The 18,928-nt window shown below is 63.1% G+C and carries 17 protein-coding genes; 13 read left to right on the top strand and 4 right to left on the bottom strand.

Annotated elements, in window-relative coordinates:
• Positions 1 to 90: 90 nt before the first annotated feature.
• Positions 91 to 702, bottom strand: coding sequence for a winged helix DNA-binding protein (locus VSR34_RS21225; protein WP_238327984.1), 612 nt, complete (start codon positions 700 to 702; stop codon positions 91 to 93).
• Positions 703 to 746: 44 nt separating this feature from the next.
• Here VSR34_RS21225 and VSR34_RS21230 point away from each other — a divergent pair, with 44 nt between their 5' ends.
• From VSR34_RS21230 to VSR34_RS21250, 5 genes are all read left to right on the top strand, one after another.
• A complete protein-coding gene (locus VSR34_RS21230; protein WP_028213501.1) occupies positions 747 to 1,862 on the top strand; it encodes an LLM class flavin-dependent oxidoreductase in 1,116 nt (371 codons plus the stop codon).
• Entirely contained in the window at positions 1,852 to 2,388 is a 537-nt protein-coding gene (locus tag VSR34_RS21235) for a flavin reductase family protein (RefSeq protein WP_342963394.1), read from the top strand. Before VSR34_RS21230 ends, VSR34_RS21235 begins: the two co-directional genes overlap by 11 nt.
• Positions 2,389 to 2,571: 183 nt before the next feature.
• Complete coding sequence (locus tag VSR34_RS21240) at positions 2,572 to 4,761, top strand: indolepyruvate ferredoxin oxidoreductase subunit alpha (protein WP_342963395.1); 2,190 nt, start codon at positions 2,572 to 2,574, stop codon at positions 4,759 to 4,761.
• A gap of 15 nt (positions 4,762 to 4,776) precedes the next feature.
• A complete protein-coding gene (locus tag VSR34_RS21245; protein ID WP_342963396.1) occupies positions 4,777 to 6,267 on the top strand; it encodes an indolepyruvate oxidoreductase subunit beta family protein in 1,491 nt (496 codons plus the stop codon).
• Between the two features lie 31 nt (positions 6,268 to 6,298).
• Positions 6,299 to 6,730, top strand: coding sequence for a thioesterase family protein (locus tag VSR34_RS21250; protein WP_028232288.1), 432 nt, complete (start codon positions 6,299 to 6,301; stop codon positions 6,728 to 6,730).
• A gap of 16 nt (positions 6,731 to 6,746) precedes the next feature.
• On the opposite strand, the gene VSR34_RS21255 is transcribed toward VSR34_RS21250, so the two are convergent.
• Entirely contained in the window at positions 6,747 to 7,196 is a 450-nt protein-coding gene (locus VSR34_RS21255; protein ID WP_028232287.1) for a MarR family transcriptional regulator, read from the bottom strand.
• A gap of 241 nt (positions 7,197 to 7,437) precedes the next feature.
• Between VSR34_RS21255 and VSR34_RS21260 the strand changes: the two genes are divergently transcribed.
• From VSR34_RS21260 to VSR34_RS21295, 8 genes are all read left to right on the top strand, one after another.
• On the top strand, positions 7,438 to 8,238 hold the full coding sequence (locus VSR34_RS21260) for a cyclase family protein (protein WP_028213507.1): 801 nt from the start codon (positions 7,438 to 7,440) through the stop codon (positions 8,236 to 8,238).
• Between the two features lie 23 nt (positions 8,239 to 8,261).
• A complete protein-coding gene (locus tag VSR34_RS21265; RefSeq protein ID WP_154671381.1) occupies positions 8,262 to 8,429 on the top strand; it encodes a hypothetical protein in 168 nt (55 codons plus the stop codon).
• A gap of 471 nt (positions 8,430 to 8,900) precedes the next feature.
• On the top strand, positions 8,901 to 10,544 hold the full coding sequence (locus tag VSR34_RS21270) for a fatty acid--CoA ligase (protein ID WP_342963397.1): 1,644 nt from the start codon (positions 8,901 to 8,903) through the stop codon (positions 10,542 to 10,544).
• 26 nt (positions 10,545 to 10,570) lie between these two features.
• Positions 10,571 to 11,035, top strand: a complete 465-nt coding sequence (locus VSR34_RS21275) for a MaoC family dehydratase (RefSeq protein ID WP_028232285.1) — start codon at positions 10,571 to 10,573, stop codon at positions 11,033 to 11,035.
• 141 nt (positions 11,036 to 11,176) lie between these two features.
• Complete coding sequence (locus VSR34_RS21280; protein WP_342963479.1) at positions 11,177 to 12,811, top strand: alpha/beta fold hydrolase; 1,635 nt, start codon at positions 11,177 to 11,179, stop codon at positions 12,809 to 12,811.
• A 64-nt stretch (positions 12,812 to 12,875) separates the two neighbouring features.
• Positions 12,876 to 13,298 (top strand): phasin family protein, encoded by a 423-nt coding sequence (locus tag VSR34_RS21285; protein WP_342963398.1) that lies wholly within the window; start codon positions 12,876 to 12,878, stop codon positions 13,296 to 13,298.
• Positions 13,299 to 13,386: 88 nt separating this feature from the next.
• On the top strand, positions 13,387 to 14,232 hold the full coding sequence (gene phaZ, locus VSR34_RS21290) for a poly(3-hydroxyalkanoate) depolymerase (protein ID WP_342963480.1): 846 nt from the start codon (positions 13,387 to 13,389) through the stop codon (positions 14,230 to 14,232).
• 90 nt (positions 14,233 to 14,322) lie between these two features.
• A complete protein-coding gene (locus VSR34_RS21295; protein WP_342963399.1) occupies positions 14,323 to 15,525 on the top strand; it encodes a DUF445 domain-containing protein in 1,203 nt (400 codons plus the stop codon).
• A 16-nt stretch (positions 15,526 to 15,541) separates the two neighbouring features.
• Here the strand turns inward: VSR34_RS21295 and VSR34_RS21300 are convergent, their stop codons facing one another.
• Both VSR34_RS21300 and VSR34_RS21305 read right to left on the bottom strand, forming a co-directional pair.
• On the bottom strand, positions 15,542 to 18,235 hold the full coding sequence (locus tag VSR34_RS21300; protein WP_342963400.1) for a LuxR C-terminal-related transcriptional regulator: 2,694 nt from the start codon (positions 18,233 to 18,235) through the stop codon (positions 15,542 to 15,544).
• 122 nt (positions 18,236 to 18,357) lie between these two features.
• Positions 18,358 to 18,675, bottom strand: a complete 318-nt coding sequence (locus VSR34_RS21305; RefSeq protein WP_042291351.1) for a hypothetical protein — start codon at positions 18,673 to 18,675, stop codon at positions 18,358 to 18,360.
• Positions 18,676 to 18,928 lie beyond the last annotated feature (253 nt).

Below are 18,928 nucleotides of genomic sequence, written 5' to 3' on the forward strand. Positions count from 1 at the left end.
AGATATTCAATGTAAAACTCTATTCAAAGTCCTGGGTCAGGAGGAGCAGGTCCGACGCGCTTTAACCGTGATCGCAATGAAGGCGCAAGATCAGCGCCGCCGATGGAAGGTTGCGACCTCACGGGTGGCGCTCTCGTATACGCGCTCCATCTGTTCGAGGCAGGCCGTGGCGGCAGCGGCCGCGGACTGGATGCCCGCTGTCGCCTCGGCCATCTTGAGCAGCACGGTGCGGCGTAGCGCAGCGTAGTCTTCGCACACACGCGCACCTTCCGGCGTTGCTGAGTAGTACACACCAGTGCGTGCCGTGCCGGTTTTTTCGACGAGGCCCGCCTTGATCAGCTTGCGTAGTTCGTACTGCATATTAGCGACGTCTTGCCGGTTGGTCAGGTGGAGCAGATCGCGAATGGTCTTGGGCCGTTCATGCATGTAGATGACGTGCATCAGCGCGTTTTCCTGCCCGCTCAGCGCGGCACCCGTGACAGCGGCCAGGCATTCGGACTGCCAGCGCGAAAACGACTGATCGACCCGCATGACGGCGTATTCGAGGTCGGTGATCTCGACACTGAAGTCGTCCATCGCAAGGTGCCAGCGATGTTCGGCAGTAGCGGTTTTTTTAGGGGTTCTGCGTGATTTTTCGGTCATTGCGGAATCGCGCGGTTGCGGCCGGTGCCGTCGACTGGGTTGGGAAGGCAGGGCCGCCACGAGGCAGCCCACCGTATAGATAATTTTACTGCGACAGGATCGATATGAGACGAATTCTGAACACCAGGGATTTCATTCTCGGCACATTCGCGACCAATTGCTCGGGCGGGATGTCGGTGACGAAGATCGGTGAGCGCTGGGATAACTCCTGGGAGAACAACGAAAAGCTCGCGGTAATGCTCGACGAAGCCGGCATCGATTTCATGCTGCCCATCGCGCGCTGGATCGGCTACGGCGGCGAGACGGACTTCCACGGCTCGGTGCTGGAAACGATGACGTGGGCGGCCGGCCTGCTCGCCAAGACGCGCAACCTCACGGTCTTCGCGACCATCCACACGGCGGCCAACCATCCGGTGGTCGTGGCCAAGCAGATCGCCACGCTGGACCAGATCGGCGCGGGCCGCGCCGGCCTGAATATCGTGGCGGGCTGGAACCGCCCCGAATACGAGGCGCTCGGGCTGCCGCTCGCGGCGGGCCACGACAAGCGCTATGCCTATGCACAGGAGTGGTTCGACGTCGTGCAGGAGATCTGGACCCACGAAGGTCCGTTCAACTGGGAAGGCGAGAATTTCCAGCTGAAGAACATCTATGGCCTGCCGCGTCCGTGGAACGGCGAACGTCCTCCGATTCTGAACGCGGCGGGCTCGGGCGAAGGACGCGACTTCGCGATCGGCAATGCGAACTTCTTGTTTACGCCGGCGATCGACCTCGAGCGTTCGCGCAAGGAGGTCGCCGAGCTCAAGCAGAAAGCCGTCGCCGCGAACAAGACGGTGAACGTGCTGACGTTCTCGCACGTGGTCTGCCGCCCGACCGAAGAGCAGGCGCGCCAGTATCTCCAGTACTTCGCCCAGGACAACGCAGACTGGGGCGCCGTCGACAACCTCGTCGCGCTGCAGTTTGCGAATGCGCACTCGTTCCCGCATGACCTGCTCGCGCTGATCCGCGACCGCATGGCGGCCGGGCACGGCGGCTTCCCGCTCGTCGGGACGCCCCAACAGGTCGCAGCGGGACTGATCTCGCTCGCGGAAGCCGGATTCAAAGGCACGACGCTGTCGTTCGTGGACTACGTGAAGGAGTTCCCGTACTTCCGCGACACGGTGCTGCCCATTCTGGAGGCACACGGGCTGCGCAGCCCGCGTGAGACGCGTCGTGCAGCCTGAACGCGTGGACGCCACCGCGCCGCTCTCCGGGCGCTTCGTGCAGGCGATGCGCGGGTTTGCCGGCGCGGTTTGCGTCGTGACGGTCGCGGACGGCGACGAGCGTAGCGGCTTCACGGCGACCTCGGTCTCTTCGTTTTCGGCCGAGCCGCCCATGGTGGTCGCGTCGCTCAAGGCGACGAGTTCGTCGGCGGGATTGCTGGCGCGTACGCGACGTTTCGGCGTCAACCTGCTGCGCGTCGAGCATCGCGCGATCGCTGAGCGATTCACGGGTTTTCGCGGCGAGCAGGGTGGCGCGCGTTACGGCGACGACGAATGGGTGCGGATGACGCCCGACGGTGCGCCGCTCCTCGCCGACAGCGTCGTCGCCATGGACTGCGAGGTCGAGGAACTACTCGTGCGCCACGGGCATATCCTCATCATCGGCCGCGTGCGTGCGCTCGCGCGCGACGAGTCGGCGCCACGCCCGCTCGTCTACTGGCAAGGGCAGTACACGGCGCTTGCGGGGCCGCTGGCAGCAGCACGCTGAGGATTGGGGCAGCAACGGCAACGCTGTCGTTGCACGTCCCGCGTTGCCGTGCGTGGGCTGATCATGTTGGCCTGCGCTGCAGGGTTAACTATGATTATGGAAATATTGACGATTCAACTAAACTAGTCTTGCGCATGACGACGACGCGTCGTGCGCCATAGAAAGGCTACATAGGGGACGGTCATGGCTGAACGGTCGTTTGTCGAGGAAGTAAAGAAGTTGCGCCTCGGCGCAGGCGAGGTATTCAGCGGCGAGGGCATACTCGCCGTGACGAAGGCGCTGCTGGAGTCGGGCGTGGCCTATGTGGCCGGCTATCAGGGCGCGCCGATCTCGCACCTCATGGACGTGCTCGCCGACGCCCAGGACATCCTCGGCGACCACGGCATCCGCTTCGAGAACAGCGCGAGCGAAGCGACGGCAGCGGCTTCGCTGGCTGCGTCGGTCAACTATCCGCTGCGCGGCGCGGTCACGTTCAAGGCGACGGTGGGCACCAACGTCGCATCGGACGCGCTGGCCAATCTCGCTTCCGGCGGCGTCATGGGCGGCGCGCTGATCATCGTGGGCGAGGACTATGGCGAAGGCTCGTCGATCATGCAGGAGCGCAGTCACGCCTTCGCCATGAAGTCGCAGATCTGGTTGCTCGACCCGCGCCCCAATCTGCCGTGCATCGTGAAGGCCGTGAAAGACGGCTTCGACCTGTCCGAAGCGAGCAACACGCCGGTCATGCTGCAACTGCGCATTCGCGCCTGTCACGTTCACGGCCAGTTCATTGCTTCGGATAACAAACGGGCTGCGTTCACGATCAAGGACGCACTCGAAAATCCGGCACGCGACGTCAACCGCATCGTACTGCCGCCCGCGAGCTTTCTGCACGAGCGCGAAAAGATTCACCAGCGGTGGCCGGCGGCCGTCGAATTCATCGAGTCGCGCGGGCTCAATGAATGCTTCGCCGGCGAGACACACGACATCGGCATTGCCGTGCAGGGCGGAAGCTACAACACCGTGATGCGTGCACTCGAACGCCTGGGTCTTGCCGACGTCTACGGCGAATCGAAGATTCCGCTCTACGTCATGAACGTGGCGTACCCGCTCATCGATTCCGAATGGGAGCGCTTTTGCGCGGACAAACGCGCGGTGCTCGTGATCGAAGAAGGTCAGCCGAATTTCGTCGAACAGAACGCAGGCGCCATTCTTCGCCAGCGCGGCGTGGCGGTCGCGCTGCACGGCAAGGATGTGCTGCCGCTCGCGGGCGAGTACAGCACTGCGACCGTGATGAAGGGCCTGCGTGCATTCTTCGAGCAATACGGTGTACTCGAACGACAACCCGCGCCTCGCAAGGTGATTCCCGTGCTGGCATTGCCAGCATCGCCAGGCACGCCCGAAGCAGCGCAGCCATCCGCGGATGCCTTGCCCGCGCTCGATGAAAACGTGCACGCGCGGCCGCCCGGGTTTTGCACCGGCTGTCCCGAGCGGCCGATCTTCACGGCGATGAAGTTGCTGGAGCGAGAGATCGGGCCGCATCACGTGAGCGCCGACATCGGCTGTCATCTGTTCTCGATCCTGCCGCCGTTCAACCTCGGCGCGACGACGATGGGCTACGGCCTCGGCAGCGCGAGCGCGGCGGCACTGAACGCACCCGCGGCCAGGCGCGCGATTTCGGTCATGGGCGACGGCGGATTCTGGCACAACGGTCTCACGAGCGGCATCGCCAATGCCGTGTTCAACAAGAGCGACAATCTCACGGTGGTGGTCGACAACAGCTACACGTCGGCGACCGGCGGTCAGGACATCCTTTCCTCGACGGCACTCAATCCGACGCGCAGCACGGGCCACGAGATCGAAGAGGCCGTGCGTGGCGTTGGCGTGAAGTGGGTCAGGACAGTGCGGCGCACCTACGACCTGAAAGCCATGAAGGCCACGCTCAAGGAGGCGCTGACGACAGCGACGAAAGGTCCAAAGGTGCTGATCGCGCAGAGCGAATGCATGCTGAACAAACAGCGGCGCGAGAAGCCGAAGCAGCGCAAGGCGATCGCGGCCGGCGAGCGGGTGGTGCGCGAGCGCTTCGGCGTCGATTCGGATACCTGCACGGGCGACCATTCGTGCATTCGGCTCTCGGGTTGCCCGTCGCTATCCATCAAGGCCAACCCCGACCCGCTGCGCACCGACCCCGTGGCGACCGTGCTCGACAGCTGTGTGGGCTGTGGCTTGTGCGGCGAAGTCTCGCACGCGGCGGTGCTGTGTCCGTCGTTCTATCGTGCGCAGATCATCAGTAATCCTTCAAGAATGGACAAGCTGCGCCAGCGCGTGCGCGACACGGTAATCGGCTGGCTTCAGCGCCGCGGGGCACAGCGCCGCGCGCGCTACGCATTCTGAACCGGGAAATACACGATGAAGTCTCAACCGATCAAGATCGCGATCCTCGCCATGGGCGGCGAGGGGGGCGGCGTACTGGCCGACTGGATCGTCGACCTTGGCGAACATAACGGCTACCACGCCCAGACCACCTCGGTTCCGGGCGTGGCGCAGCGCACCGGGGCGACGATTTACTACGTCGAACTGTTTCCTCGCGATTCAGGCGAAGACCGTGCCCCCGTGCTTGCACTGATGCCGTTGCCGGGCGACGTGGATGTGGTGCTCGCCTCCGAGTTGATGGAAGCGGGGCGCGCGGTGCAGCGCGGTCTCGTGACGCCGGAGCGCACGACGCTCATCTCGTCCACGCATCGCATCTATTCGATCGCCGAAAAAACGGCACTGGGCGACGGCCGCGTGGACAGCGAGGCGCTCATCGCGCACGCCAGCGCTGCCGCGAAGCGCTACGTGCGCTTCGACATGGCCGAGGCCGCGTACGCGAGCGGCAGCGTGATCAGCGCGGTGCTGTTCGGTGCCCTCGCCGGCACGGGCGTGCTGCCGTTCAGCCGCAGCCAGTTCGAGGAGACGATCGCGCGCGGCGGCGTGGGCGTCAAGCCGAGCCTGCGCGCGTTTGACGTTGCATTCGATCGCGCAGGCGACGAAGCCCTGCCCGAAGCGACGAGCGCGGCGAACGACCTGCAACCCGCACCGCGCGATGCTGCGGTGAGGCGGCTCGTCGAGCGCGTGCGCGAGGAATTTCCGATCGACGTTCAGGCGATCGTGCTCGACGGCGTGCGCCGCCTGATCGACTATCAGGACCTCGCTTACGCGAGCCAGTATCTGGACCGGCTTTCAGGGCTGCGCGCGGCACTGCCTGCCGCAGACGACACGCTGTTGCGCGAATGCGCGCGCCACCTCGCGCTCTGGATGTCGTACGAAGACACGATACGCGTCGCTGACCTGAAAACGCGCGGCACGCGCTTCGAGCGCGTGCGCAGCGAAGTGCAGGCGCAGACCAACCAGTTACTGGCGATCAACGAGTTCATGCATCCGCGTGTCGAGGAAATCTGCGAGACGCTGCCTGCCGGTCTCGGCCGCTGGCTCGCACGGCCGCATTGGGTTCATCGTCTCGTGCGCCGGTGCACGCAGTCGGGACGCGTCGTCAAGACCAGCTCGCTGCGCGGCTACCTGATGCTGTATGCCGTCGCAAGCCTGCGCCCCATGCGCCGCCGCACACTGCGCTATGCGATGGAGAATGCGCGCGTGGAAGCGTGGTTGGCCCAAATCGTCGAGTCCGCAAAACACAATCCCGCGCTCGCCACCGAAGTCGCGCGGTGCCAGCGGCTCGTGAAGGGCTATAGCGATACGCACGCGCGCGGCCTGAAGAACTACCAGACGCTGATGGCGGCGGTGCGCCAGGCCGGCGCTCGGCTCGCGCCCGCCACATTGCGCGAGCTGCGCGATGCGGCGCTAGCCGACGAACACGGTCACAAGTTGAACGCGGCGCTCATGCGTCACGCGCTGGTTTGAGCGGGCTGCGAGCATGGACCGAGCAAAAGACATGACCCAACATACATTCGAGCGCGAACACAAGATTCATTTTTCGGAGTGTGATCCCGCCGGAATCGTGTTTTATCCGCAGTATTTCGTGCTTTTCAACGATCTGATCGAATCCTGGATCGACGCGCTCTTGCCTGAAGGCTATCACGGGCTGATCGGCGCACGCCGGGTGGGCATGCCGACCGTGCATCTGGAGGTGGATTTCAAGGCAATCAGCAAAATGGGCGAAGCGGTACGGCTTTCGCTCGACGTCGAGCGTCTTGGGCAGAAGTCGCTCACGCTCGCGTGGGCGTGCACGGGTGAGGACGGCGTGGTGCGCATGGCAGCACGCCAGACCATCGTAACGACTTCGCTCGATGCGCACCAATCGATCGCGATTCCAGAGGACCTGCGCACGGTGATCGAGGGCGCGGTGGCAGCCGCCCGAAGGTGAACGCGCGGTGTCCGGATCAGGCCGGCGGCCGATGCAGATCGAGCAGCAGACGCAAAGTGGTCTTGAGTTCTTCCGCTTTCGCCTTGCCGAGTGGCGCGAGCACGCGCTCTTCGTGCGCTCGCGCCTCCTTGATGAGTCCGGAAACGAGCTTCTGACCTTGTGGCGTGATGCGTACGAGCGTGACGCGGCGGTCCGTTTCGTGCGGGATGCGCTTCACGTAGCCCTGCGCTTCCATGCGGTCGAGCAGGCGCGTGACGGTGGGCTGCTTGGTCACGGAGATCTGTGCGAGTTGGCCAATGCTGATCGCCTTGCCTTCCGAAAGTGTGGATAGCACACGCCAGTCGGACACCTCGAAGCCGGCTGCCTGGACGATCACGTGAAACTCGCCGGAGATCAGTTGACTGACCTGCGCGAGCAGCGCAGGCGTGTAGTTATCGACAAAACCGCTAGCGGGAGAATGACTCATACGTGGAAAACGCCTGCAATCGATAAGGGCTGCAATCAGGGCTGCGGCCGTTGAAACGCAAACATACCACGCGCATCTATGCGCTCCTTCAAAGGCACAGGTAAAAAGGGGTTAACCATGATTATGAATTGGTTTATGCCTAAACATAATTAGACGCAAACGACAACCGGACAGCCGGCGACACGGGCTACGCCGAAACACGGCGCATTCATTGACGATTGAACGAAAAACGGAGCACAACATGACGAGCAGTCTGGAACAACTGGTGATCGATATGGCGAGCGGTCGCGTGCGCGTTGTGGACCTGACGCAAACCCTGTCGCCGGAATTCCCGGCCCTGCAATTGCCGCCGCAGTTCGGCCAGGTCTGGGCGTTCAAGATGGAGAGGATCAGTCAGTACGACGAACGTGGTCCGGGCTGGTACTGGAACAATTTTTCGTGCGGCGAACATACGGGCACTCACTTCGATGCGCCCGTGCACTGGGTGACCGGCAAAGACCATGCGCAGAACGCCGTGGACACCATCGACGTGAAGAACTTCGTTGCGCCGGCTGTCGTGATCGACGCCAGCGCGGAAGTCTCTGCGAATCCTGATTGGCTTCTGACTGTCGCATTTCTCGAGGCGTGGGAAACGAAGCACGGCCGCATCCCGGCTGGGGCATGGGTGCTGCTTCGTTCGGACTGGTCGAAGCGCAACGATCCCGCTGCGTTCCTCAACCTGCAAGAGGACGGCGCACACACGCCGGGTCCGACGCAGGAAGCGGTGGAGTGGCTCATACACGAGCGCAGCGTGCACGGTTTCGGCGTGGAGACGATCAATACCGACGCGGGCCAGTCCTACGCCTGGCCCGTGCCGTATCCGTGCCATACGTTGATGCACGGCTCCAACCGCTATGGCTTGCAGTGTCTGAAGAATCTGGACCAGTTGCCGGCCACGGGGGCGGTCATCGTGGCCGCGCCGCTGAAAATCAAGGGCGGATCTGGCAGCCCATTGCGTGTTCTCGCGCTCGTGCAGGACCAGGCGGCGGTGTTCGCTCCGTGACGTGACGACGGGGCGCACACCAGATGAATGCCGTGGCGCAGTACAGCCGCTCCAAACGCACGATGGTCTACGCGGAAACCTCCAGGCAGATCGCGAACGAGGGAGCGAATGCCGCCATCTGCGGCACGTTCGGTCCGTCGAGCAGCAATCATCAGTTTGTAGGGCGCGTCGGCATCCAGACGAAATTCTGATCGGTCAGCGGCCTCGGCGTGGGGTCGATGCAACGGCAGTGCGACGAGGCGATTGCTGCGTGCAGGTCCAAGGTATTGGCCCGCGTTTCGATCGTCTCTGCAGGTCATCAGCAGATTGCGGCATCCCAGGCCCGAATGCGATCGACAGGCAGTTAATCGGGACCAGAGTGCCGAATGACGCGTCGTGTACGTACGCGATGCCTGGAGCGCCAAAGCGCCGCGGCCACGCTGCGCCTTTGCTCCTCGTGCAGGTTTTCTCGTCAACCACGCCATCCCGCATGAATGTAGGGACAGGGCGGCCACCCCCGTAACTTGTGGGAGCCACTGCCGGCCCGCCCGCCGCGCTCCCCCGTTCGGGGGATGGCTCGGACCCCTGGTCGTACCGAAGATGGACTCATCGCGATGCCACGGTCACTGCGCTGTCTGACCTGTGCAAGCCCGCGATCCATACCGGGACACGAGGAGACTCCGATGCAGGAAGACGTGCAGGAAGCGGCAACTCCGGCCTACGCTTACCCGCTGCTGGTCAAGCAACTATTGCATACCCCGTTCGTTCAGGCGCCGGATCAGGAAATCGTTTATCGCGGGCAACTGCGAATGACGTATTCCACGCTTCGTGAACGCATCGCACGCCTCGCCAACGGCCTGGAGAAACTCGGTGTACGGCACGGCAACACGGTCGCGGTGATGGATTGGGACAGTCATCGCTACCTGGAATGTTATTTCGCTATCCCGATGATGGGTGCCGTCTTGCAGACGGTCAACGTGCGTCTCTCGCCGGACGAGATCGCCTACACGATCAATCACGCTGGCGCGGAAGTCCTGCTCGTGCACGCCGATTTTCTGCCCGTCGTCGACTCCATCAAAGAGAAGCTCGAAACCGTGCGCACGTTCGTCTACATCGACGAGCCGGGCAGCGATGCCGCTGCACATTCGATCGCATTTGCCACAGAGTACGAAGCGATGCTGGCGGAGCACGCCGCGCACTACGCATTTCCCGACTTCGACGAGAACACCCGCGCCACGACGTTCTACACGACGGGCACCACGGGCCTGCCAAAGGGCGTCTACTTCTCGCATCGTCAACTCGTGCTGCACACGCTCACGGTCATGGCAGCGCTGACGAGCCCCGTGTCGGGCCAGCGCTTTCACCGTGGCGACGTCTATATGCCGCTCACACCGATGTTCCATGTCCATGCGTGGGGCATGCCCTATATCGCGACGGTGCTTGGCGTCAAGCAAGTCTATCCGGGCCGCTATCAACCGGATCAACTGGTGAAGTTGGTACAGGACGAGGGCGTTACGTTTTCGCATTGCGTGGGCACGATTCTCCATATGCTGCTCAATTGCGCGCAAGCGGACTCGGCGGACTTCAGCAAGTGGAAGGTCGTGATCGGCGGCGGAGCACTGCCGCACGGCCTCGCACGCCACGCCCTCGCGCGCGGCATCGATATTTTCGCCGGTTACGGCATGTCGGAAACGTGCCCCGTGCTGAGCCTCGCCCAACTACCCGTGGGCGCCGAAACGCTCGAACTCGATGAGCAGGTGCGCTTGCGCTGCAAGACCGGCTTCCCGGTTCCACTCGTCGATTTGCGCATTGTCGACGATGCAATGGAAGATCTGCCGCGTGACGGCTGCGCCACCGGCGAGATCGTTGCGCGCGCACCCTGGCTGACTCAAGGATACCTGAACAATCCCGATGCCTCGGCGCAGCTTTGGGCCGGCGGCTATCTGCATACCCAGGACATCGCCAATATCGACCCGACCGGCAATCTGCAGATCACGGATCGCATGAAGGACGTGATCAAGTCGGGCGGCGAGTGGGTTTCGTCGCTGGAAATCGAGAGCCTCGTTTCGCTCTATCCGGGCGTCGACGAAGTGGCGGTCATTGGCATCAAGGATGAAAAGTGGGGTGAGCGCCCGGTAGCGCTCGTCGTGCTCAAGGCCGGCGCCGCCGTCAATGCCGGGGACATTCAGCAGCACCTGATGACCTTCAGTCAATCTGGCCGTATTTCGAAATATGCCGTGCCGCAAACCGTCAAGTTCGTCGATGCGCTCCAGAAGACGAGCGTCGGCAAGATCAACAAGAAGTGGTTGCGCGAGCAGTTCGCCTGAGTCGCCTTACCCGTGGAGCAAATGACATGAGCATCGAGAATTATCGCCTCGCCACGATAGAAGAATTCATCGGCCGCGAGCTGGGCGTTTCGGATTGGGTCGTCGTGGACCAGGCGCGCATCGACGCGTTCGCGCGCTGCACGGGCGATTTGCAGTGGATTCACGTGGACACCGAGCGCGCAAAACGCGAGAGCCCATTCGGCGGCACGATCGCGCATGGCTATCTGACGCTTTCGCTGCTCGCGCCGCTTGCAATGGAAATCGGGCTGATTCCGGAGGGCGCGTCTGCCGGTCTGAATTACGGGCTGGACAAGGTGCGCTTCATGACGCCCGTGAAGGCTGGCGCGCGCGTACGCAACCGCGTGACGCTGGTTTCGGTGGAGAAGAAGGGCGGCGGTCGCGTGATCCTCAAGACGATGAACGAACTGCAGATCGAGGGCGAGGAAAAGCCGGCTCTGGTAGCGGATACGCTCGCGATGCTCGTGGCCTGACGCGGCCAAAACGACGGCATAGGGAAAGCGCGAAATGATACACAACGACGTCGATGGAGGAGCGGCAGCATGACGGTAGCTAATGAAAGCGTGGTGAAAAAGGACGACTCGGAAGACCTCGTGCCGTCTGTGGTGAAGGGCATGTGCGGCCTGACTCCATTGATGGGGTTGCGTCCATGGGACATTCTGGCCACGGCGCAGCGGCTCGGTGCGCAGGCTCTGCGGCAGCCCGCGCTCGTGCTGGAGCAGGAAGCGGCGCTCGTGCGCGAACTGATAGCCACGCTCGCGGGCAATGCGCCAAGCGCGCCGCCGCCCGGCGACAAGCGCTTCGCGGATCCGGCGTGGCAGGACAATTCGTTGTACCGCAAGACGCTTCAGGGCTATCTAGCGTGGCGCAACGCCCTGGCCGGCTTCGTCGATCGCTCGGCGTTGGACGCGAAAAGCAAGGATCGCGCGCAATTCGTGCTCTCGCTCTTCACGGACGCGCTCTCGCCCACGAACATGCTGCTCGGCAACCCGGCAGCGCTGAAGCATGTCGTCGATTCCGGCGGTTTGAGTCTGGTGGGTGGTCTGAAGAACGCACTGTTCGATATCCTGAAGAATCATGGCATGCCGGCACAGGTCGACAAGAACGCGTTCCAGGTGGGAAAGAATCTGGCGACGTCGCCGGGATCGGTGGTGTTTCGCAACGAAGTGCTCGAACTCATCCAGTATGCGCCGGCAACGGAGCAGGTCTACGGCCGCCCGCAACTGATCGTGCCACCGCAGATCAATAAGTACTATGTGTTCGATCTTGCCGAAGGCAAGAGCATCATCAACCACCTCGTGAAGAGCGAGTTCCAGGTGTTTGCCGTCAGCTGGCGCAATCCGACGGCTGCACAAGCCGACTGGGACATGGACACCTATGTCGCGGCGCTCCTCGAAGCCATCAAGGCAATTCGGGAAATCACCGGCAGCGAGGACGTCAACCTGCACGGCGCATGCTCCGGCGCGATGACGATCGCGGCGCTGCTCGGGCACCTCAAGGCCCGCGGCAAAGAGACGGTCAATGCCATCACGCTGATGGTGGCGTTGCTTGACAATACCGCCGATTCGCAGCTCGGGCTGTTCGCCACACCGGAAGCGATTGCGGCAGCGAAACAGGCTAGCCTGGCGCGTGGCGTCCTTGCCGGCGAGGAGATGGGGCGCGTGTTCGCCTGGCTGCGCCCTAACGACCTCGTATGGAACTATTGGGTCAATAATTATTTGCTGGGCAAGGCGCCTCCCGCGTTCGACGTGCTTTACTGGAACAACGACACCACGCGCCTGCCTGCGCGTTTTCATGGCCAGCTACTCGACATTTTCACGGGCAACCTCCTCGGCAAGCGGCATGCGTTCACGGTTCTCGGCACACCGATCGATCTGTCCGAGGTGACATGCGACAAGTACGTGGTGGCGGGCGTCACCGATCACATCACGCCGTGGAAGGGTGTGTACAACACGGCGCGTACGTTCGGCGGCGATACGCGCTTCGTGCTCAGTTCCAGCGGACACATCCAGAGCCTCATCAATCCGCCGGGCAATCCAAAGGCGAAGTTCTACCTGAACCCGGAACTGCCCGCCGATCCGGACGAATGGCTCAACAAGGCGCAGGCCGAAAAGGATTCGTGGTGGAACGACTGGCGAGAGTGGATCGCGAGCCGTTCCGGGGAGCGCAAAGCGGCACCCGCATCGCTCGGCAACCGTCGGCACGCGCCGCTCGCCGATGCGCCCGGAACCTACGTCTCGGAAGCGTGACAATTTCCGCTACTTTTTTTAGCGTCACTTCATCAACGTAGTTTGTCACTCTGGAGTCTTAAACATGGAAACGACCCAACCGGCAAATGTTCTCGCTGAATACACGAAGGCAATCACGCGCTTCAAACTGCCCGGCATCGATCTGGCCGCCATTCTCGAGTCGGGCCGCAAGGATATCGAAGCGCTTGGCCTCGCCAGCAGCGCCGCGTTGAGCGGCGTGCAGGCGATCGCGCAAAAGCAGGTTGCGATTCTGCAATCGGCGATCTCCGGGCTGCAATCGCTCATCACCAAGCCAGCGGCGCAAGATGCGGCGCCGGCCGCAAATACCGGCGAAGTGGTCCAGCAGGCCGTGAAGAAGTCGCTCGCGGATATTCAGGACCTCGTCGATACCGCTTACCGGGCACAATCGGACAGCGTTGCGGTCGTCACGAAGCGCGTGGCCGAGCACGTCGAGGAGCTGAAGGCGCTCGTGCAGTCGAAGAAATAGAAAGGAAGCGGCAATGAAAAACGCCGATGTTTCCAGCTACGCATCGCGTGGTGAGGCGTCCTGTCGAGAGGTCGACAAGATGAAAGCAATGCCTGGCACTCCGGAGTCAAGCAGCGATTCGGTCAGCGGCATGCAGCTACGGACCGTCGATCTGGATGGCCAGGTATTGCGCGTCGGCGTGCGGCACGGCAGCGACGCTTCGCCGCCGCTGCTCATTTTCAACGGCATCGGTGCAAACCTCGAACTCGTGGAGCCGTTCGTCGAGGCGCTCGGCGACGTCGGCGTCGTCATCTTCGATGTCCCCGGCGTCGGCGGCTCGCCCGCGCCGCTCATGCCTTACCGCTTTTCGACGCTCTGCGTGCTGGCGGAGAAGCTACTCAGGCGGCTGGGGCACGACGCGAGCGTCGACGTACTGGGCGTTTCGTGGGGCGGCGCGCTCGCGCAGCAATTCGCCCACCTGTACCCGCAGCGTTGCCGCAGGCTGATTCTCGCGGCGACCTCGCCCGGTATGATCATGGTGCCGGCGCGGCTCTCGGTGCTCTCGAAGCTGATCGGTGCGCGCCGCTATACCGATCGGGACTACCTGAAGCGAGTGGGTGCGGAGATCTACGGCGGAGTGTACCGCCGTGACCCCGAATTGCTCGACGCACATAGCCGACATATTCAGGCGCCGCGCGGTCGCGGCTATCTCTATCAACTGCTCGCCGCCTACGGCTGGACGAGCCTGCCGTGGCTCCGCTCTTTGCGTCAGCCGACGCTCGTGATGCACGGAAACGACGACCCCATTGTGCCGCTGGCGAACGCGAAGATTCTGGCGGCTCGCATTCGCAATGCGACGCTTTACGTGATCGACGACGGCCATTTGTTCCTCGTCGCGCGCGCGAAAGAGGTGGCGCCCGTCGTGCGCCGTTTCCTGCGGCAGGATGTAGCCTGAACGCCATGAACCATGAGTGAAGGCGAGAATGACCTACTGAGCGTGTCGCAAGCGGCATCGGATGCACGCAAGATACAACGGCTCAAACAGATGCAGCGTATCGCGACCTGCCTGCTCGCAGTCATGGTCGCGGTGCTCCTCGCATGCGTTGCATGGCAGGTGCAGCATCCGTGGCTTGGCTGGGTGCGGGCGTTTGCGGAGGCCGGCACGGTGGGCGCAGTGGCCGACTGGTATGCGGTGGTCGCGCTGTTCCGGCGGCCGTTCGGTTTGCCCATCGCGCACACGGCGATCATTGCCGAGAACCAGGCGCGCATTGCCGAAAGCCTGGGCAGCTTCGTCGAGACCAACTTCCTCACGCCAGAGCTCATCATCGGCAGGCTGGTCGAGCATAACGCCGCAGGGGCATTGGGCATGTGGCTCGCCGAGCCGGTGAACAGCCGCGCGGTCGGCGATGTGGTGGCCGATTCGCTGCCTCGATTGTTCGATGGAATCGACGAGGCAGACGCCGCACGCTTCTTCGAGCACGTGGCGGCGCCGCAGCTGCGAACGCTCGACGTGTCCCGCGCGGCTAGCGAGATTCTCAAGGTGCTGACCGAGGGCGATCATCATCAGCCGCTGCTGGAGCGGGGGCTCGCTGGCTTCGAAGCGTGGCTGTCGACCAACGTGGACCTGATCAAGGCGAAGTTCAGCGAGGCCTCGAAATACACGCCTGCACCGTTCGACGCGTGGATCGTCAGGAAATTCGTTGACGGCATAGTCGCATTGCTGCACGAAGTGGCGGCGAGACCGGACCACGAGCTCAGATACCAGTTCGACAAGGCTGTGCAGGACCTGGCCCTCCAGCTGCGGACATCGGCGGTCTATCGCCGTTTCGGCCACAGACTGACGCGCGAGTGCATCCGGTATTTCCAGCGCGAGGGTTACGCGTATCGCCTGCTGGTCGCGGCGCGTGAGCGCGTGAATGCCGATATCAATGGTAAGGAATCCGTAGTTAGAGGTATGGTGGCGGCCGTGCTGACGGCGCTAGGCAAGAGCATCGGCGAGGATCGCGCAATCCAGCACAAGCTGAACGCATGGTGGCTCGAAGTGGCGCGCGATCTGGTGGTGCGCTATCGCCATCAGCTTTCCACTCTCATCACCGATGTCGTGAAGAGCTGGAAAGCCGAAGAGGTGAGCCGCAAGATCGAAGTGGAGATCGGGCGCGATCTGCAGTTCGTGCGCGTGAACGGCACGCTGGTCGGGGGCACCGTTGGCGTGCTGCTGCATGCGCTCATACTTGTCGTCGCGACGTGAAGCGCATCGACGCGCGCTAGACGCTTTCCACGAGCCCGAGCGACTGTGCCCGCGCCACCGCCTGTGCGCGCTTTTCCACGGCGAGCTTCACAAACACGCTCTTGACATGAGACTTGACCGTTTCGGGCGCGATGCCCAGCGTACGCGCGATCTCCTTGTTCGACTGCCCGCGTGCGATCAACTGGACAATATCGCGTTCCCTCATGCTGAGCGGGTCGCGCTCGGCGTTGCGATCGGCCTTTTCGACGGGTTCGTATAACGCGCGGCTGCTGTCGAGCAGATGATCGACATAAGCGACGAGTTCCTTCGATTGTTGCGTGACGCGCATCTCGTCGCGAACCGCTTGCAGCAACGGGACGATAACCGGACCTTTCTCGACGATGGTCTGGTACAGACCCACCTGTGCACCCGCCTTCAGGACTTCCATGAATGCCTCGACGGCCAGCGCACGCTCATCCGCCGTCATCCACACTATCGCAAGCACGACGCGAAGTCGCAACGCGAAGTAGCTGGCGCGCTGGCGTTCGAGGGTCTGCAGCGCGGCGTTCAAGGCGTCGGCGCCGTCCTGCGCGCGCCCCTGTGCCATCGCCAGATAGGCCGCTGCCAAGCCCCAGTAGGTGGCGATATCCGGCGCCGCGGAACTTCCGGCCGCTTGCGCCGAAGCCGCGAGCCGGTCGAGTTGCGCGACGCCGGCGGTGGCCTCCGCGACGCGCCCCTCGACGAGACATAGCCGCGTGCGCTCCATGAGGACGGCGGCGTTCATCCGATCCCATTGGCGCGCATAGCTCAGCTTCTGGGCACGATCGAGCAACGCGTGGGCTTGCACGATGTCGGAGCGTGCAACGGCGATGCGCACGAGCAACCAGTAAGCAATCAGTGCGCTGTCCAGAAACACGGCGGCGTCGACCACCGACATCAGGTCGGCGGCAAGGGCCTCGGCCTCGTCGAGCCGCCCTTGCTCGTAGCGGAGCTGCCCGATCATCGGCGCCACCAGGGCAACGGCAATCGACTTCGGGCCGGCGTGATGTTCGGCAAGCCGCATCGATTCCAGAAAGTAGCGTTCCGCGAGCGGGAAATGCAATTGCTGCATTTCCACGTGGCCAAGCATGCACAGCCGATAGACGGATGCAAAGACGTTGCGCGGGTTCTCCTCGCTCGAATACGGGATCCACGGCACCGCATAGAGCGCTTCGAGATTGCCCGCCTTCCAGTGCCCGAAACGCGCCACATAGGAAGCCACATTGGTGGTCCAGATATTGGTCGAGGGTCTTTCGAGGCACCGTTCGGCAAGCGCGAGCGCGCGGTACGCATCGTCCTGGAAGGCAGCCACGACCGCCCGGATTGCCAGGCATTCCGAATGGATGCTGTCGGGATCGGCACTCGTGCTGGACGCCTCGCGCTCGATCGCATCGAGCAGGGGTAGCGCTTCGTCAAAGCGCATGGCGAGCGCCATCCCCCATGCTATCGCCAGGGTGACCTTGACCTGCGAGCGCATCAGCCGTGCCGGAAACTGCCGTTGCCAGCCGAGAAGCGTGAGCAGGTCGCCTTTCGCGACCAATGTCATCGCGCAGTGGCCGATCAGCGAGACGGCATCTTCGGTGTCGCCAGCGGAGATCGCATGCTTCACCGCATCGATCCAAAGCGCTTGTTTCGAGTACCACTGGCACGCCCGGCGGTGCAGGTCGGCGACTTCGCCGGCGTGCTGCGTTTGCAGGCGCTGTCGCAGGAACTCGCTCATCAGGTGATGAAAGCGGAACCACTTGCCGTCCGTGTCCATCGGTTCGAGCAGCAAGTGCCGTGCGGCGATCGACTCCAGCATCGCCTCGCTCGACTTCACGCCGGTGATCGCCTCGCACAGCGGTGCCGTGAGCCGATCGAGTATCGACGTGCGCAGCATGAATTCGACCATGGGGGAAGGCAGGCGATCGACCATGTCCTGCAGGTAGGCGGCGAACGGATATGACGCGCCGGAGGGTGGCGCGAGCTCCGTGTGTGGCTTGCCCGATTCGCGCGAGAGTACCGATGCGGCAATGCGCAGCGCCGCCGCCCACCCTTCCGTGTGTGCGAAGAGCGACTTGACGCTGGCGGGTTGCAGTTCGCCCGGATGTTCATGTTCGACGAAGCGGCGCGTTTCCTCGAGGTCGAAGCGCAGCATCGACACATCGAGTTCGAGCAAGCCGTTGCCGGCACGCAAGCGGGCGAGCGGCAGCGGGGGGGCCATGCGCGTGCAGAGCACCACATGCACGTGCGACGGCATGTTTTCGATGAGAAACCAGAGTGCGTCGTGGACGGCCGGGAGGCTGATGAGGTGGTAGTCGTCGAGGAAAATGCAGACCTCTTCGTCGAGCGCTGCCAACTCGTTGATGAGCGCCGATATGATCGATCGGGCTGGCGCGAGGGAGGCCGCCGCTGCGAGTCCGATTGCCGATTCGCCGACGTTGCCGCAGGCGTGCCGAAGCGCCTGAGCGAGCTGATAGACGAAGCGCACGGGCTCGTCGTCCCCGGCGTCGATCGACAGCCATGCGACCGACACGCCCCGTGCACGTAGCGGCTGGAGCCACGTCAGCGCGAGGGACGTCTTGCCGAACCCGGCCGGCGCCTTGATCACCGTGAGCCGTTTGTTCTCCGCGCCCGCGGCGAACCGGACGAGGCGCGGACGTTCGATCAGGCCAGTGGGAAGCCGCGGCGGAACGATCTTCGTAGCGAGCACAAGAGGCGGCCTCGCTCGCGGCGTTCCGGCATCCGGTGAATCAGTCTCGTGCATCGGCTGCTCCGAGAATAAATTGAGGTCCGCGCGCATTGATCAGACAGGCACACGGCAGAACGCGCTTGTCATCCTTTCTGCCCGGCGCCGATGATCCTCTCGAATAAGTTCGACTGCGCCGTTTGAAGCTTGAACCCGGGCCGGACGGCATATTCGCGTTCTTCGCGGCATCCCTTGCGCTGGTCGGATACCTGCTCGATGCCGTTGCGCGCCACATCCTCGATGAAGGCCAGGCGGGCCCGGTAGTAGTCCACGCGGATCTGCGCATGCATGACTTGTTGCTCGGCCTGAAACAGGTCCATGCGCAAGTCCTTCACTTCGCGTTCAGCCTGCTTCTCGGGAGTCGGAGCCTGATGGGCAATCAGGCTTGCAAGCAGTCGCCACATGTTCGGTCCCCCTGCGTCTGGTTGTACTTTCGATGGTGTCTACGCGCGTTGCGTGTTTGCCATTCAATGATCCTTTGTTCGCAGTGTCCGTGCGGCAGGCAACGCGCGTTGCACATGACAAGCCACCGTTCGAGAGCCGGCTTGCGGAAGAATCGGCGTTCCGGATCGGCTTTTGTCGCCCGGCACCGGCCAACTGAAAGGATCGACCCAAAACACATTGTCTATTAGGATTCCCCATTCACCGTTCGGCCAG

It is taken from the genome of Paraburkholderia sp. JHI2823 (assembly GCF_038900695.1).
In the GTDB taxonomy this organism is placed as follows: Bacteria; Pseudomonadota; Gammaproteobacteria; order Burkholderiales; family Burkholderiaceae; genus Paraburkholderia; species Paraburkholderia mimosarum.

Coding starts and splice junctions, on each gene's coding strand:
- VSR34_RS21230 (WP_028213501.1), top strand. CDS start 747: ATGAGACGAATTCTGAACACCAGGGATTTCATTCTCGGCACATTCGCG.
- VSR34_RS21240 (WP_342963395.1), top strand. CDS start 2,572: ATGGCTGAACGGTCGTTTGTCGAGGAAGTAAAGAAGTTGCGCCTCGGC.
- VSR34_RS21245 (WP_342963396.1), top strand. CDS start 4,777: ATGAAGTCTCAACCGATCAAGATCGCGATCCTCGCCATGGGCGGCGAG.
- VSR34_RS21250 (WP_028232288.1), top strand. CDS start 6,299: ATGACCCAACATACATTCGAGCGCGAACACAAGATTCATTTTTCGGAG.
- VSR34_RS21255 (WP_028232287.1), bottom strand. CDS start 7,196: ATGAGTCATTCTCCCGCTAGCGGTTTTGTCGATAACTACACGCCTGCG.
- VSR34_RS21260 (WP_028213507.1), top strand. CDS start 7,438: ATGACGAGCAGTCTGGAACAACTGGTGATCGATATGGCGAGCGGTCGC.
- VSR34_RS21265 (WP_154671381.1), top strand. CDS start 8,262: ATGAATGCCGTGGCGCAGTACAGCCGCTCCAAACGCACGATGGTCTAC.
- VSR34_RS21270 (WP_342963397.1), top strand. CDS start 8,901: ATGCAGGAAGACGTGCAGGAAGCGGCAACTCCGGCCTACGCTTACCCG.
- VSR34_RS21275 (WP_028232285.1), top strand. CDS start 10,571: ATGAGCATCGAGAATTATCGCCTCGCCACGATAGAAGAATTCATCGGC.
- VSR34_RS21280 (WP_342963479.1), top strand. CDS start 11,177: ATGTGCGGCCTGACTCCATTGATGGGGTTGCGTCCATGGGACATTCTG.
- VSR34_RS21285 (WP_342963398.1), top strand. CDS start 12,876: ATGGAAACGACCCAACCGGCAAATGTTCTCGCTGAATACACGAAGGCA.
- phaZ (WP_342963480.1), top strand. CDS start 13,387: ATGCCTGGCACTCCGGAGTCAAGCAGCGATTCGGTCAGCGGCATGCAG.
- VSR34_RS21295 (WP_342963399.1), top strand. CDS start 14,323: ATGCAGCGTATCGCGACCTGCCTGCTCGCAGTCATGGTCGCGGTGCTC.
- VSR34_RS21305 (WP_042291351.1), bottom strand. CDS start 18,675: ATGTGGCGACTGCTTGCAAGCCTGATTGCCCATCAGGCTCCGACTCCC.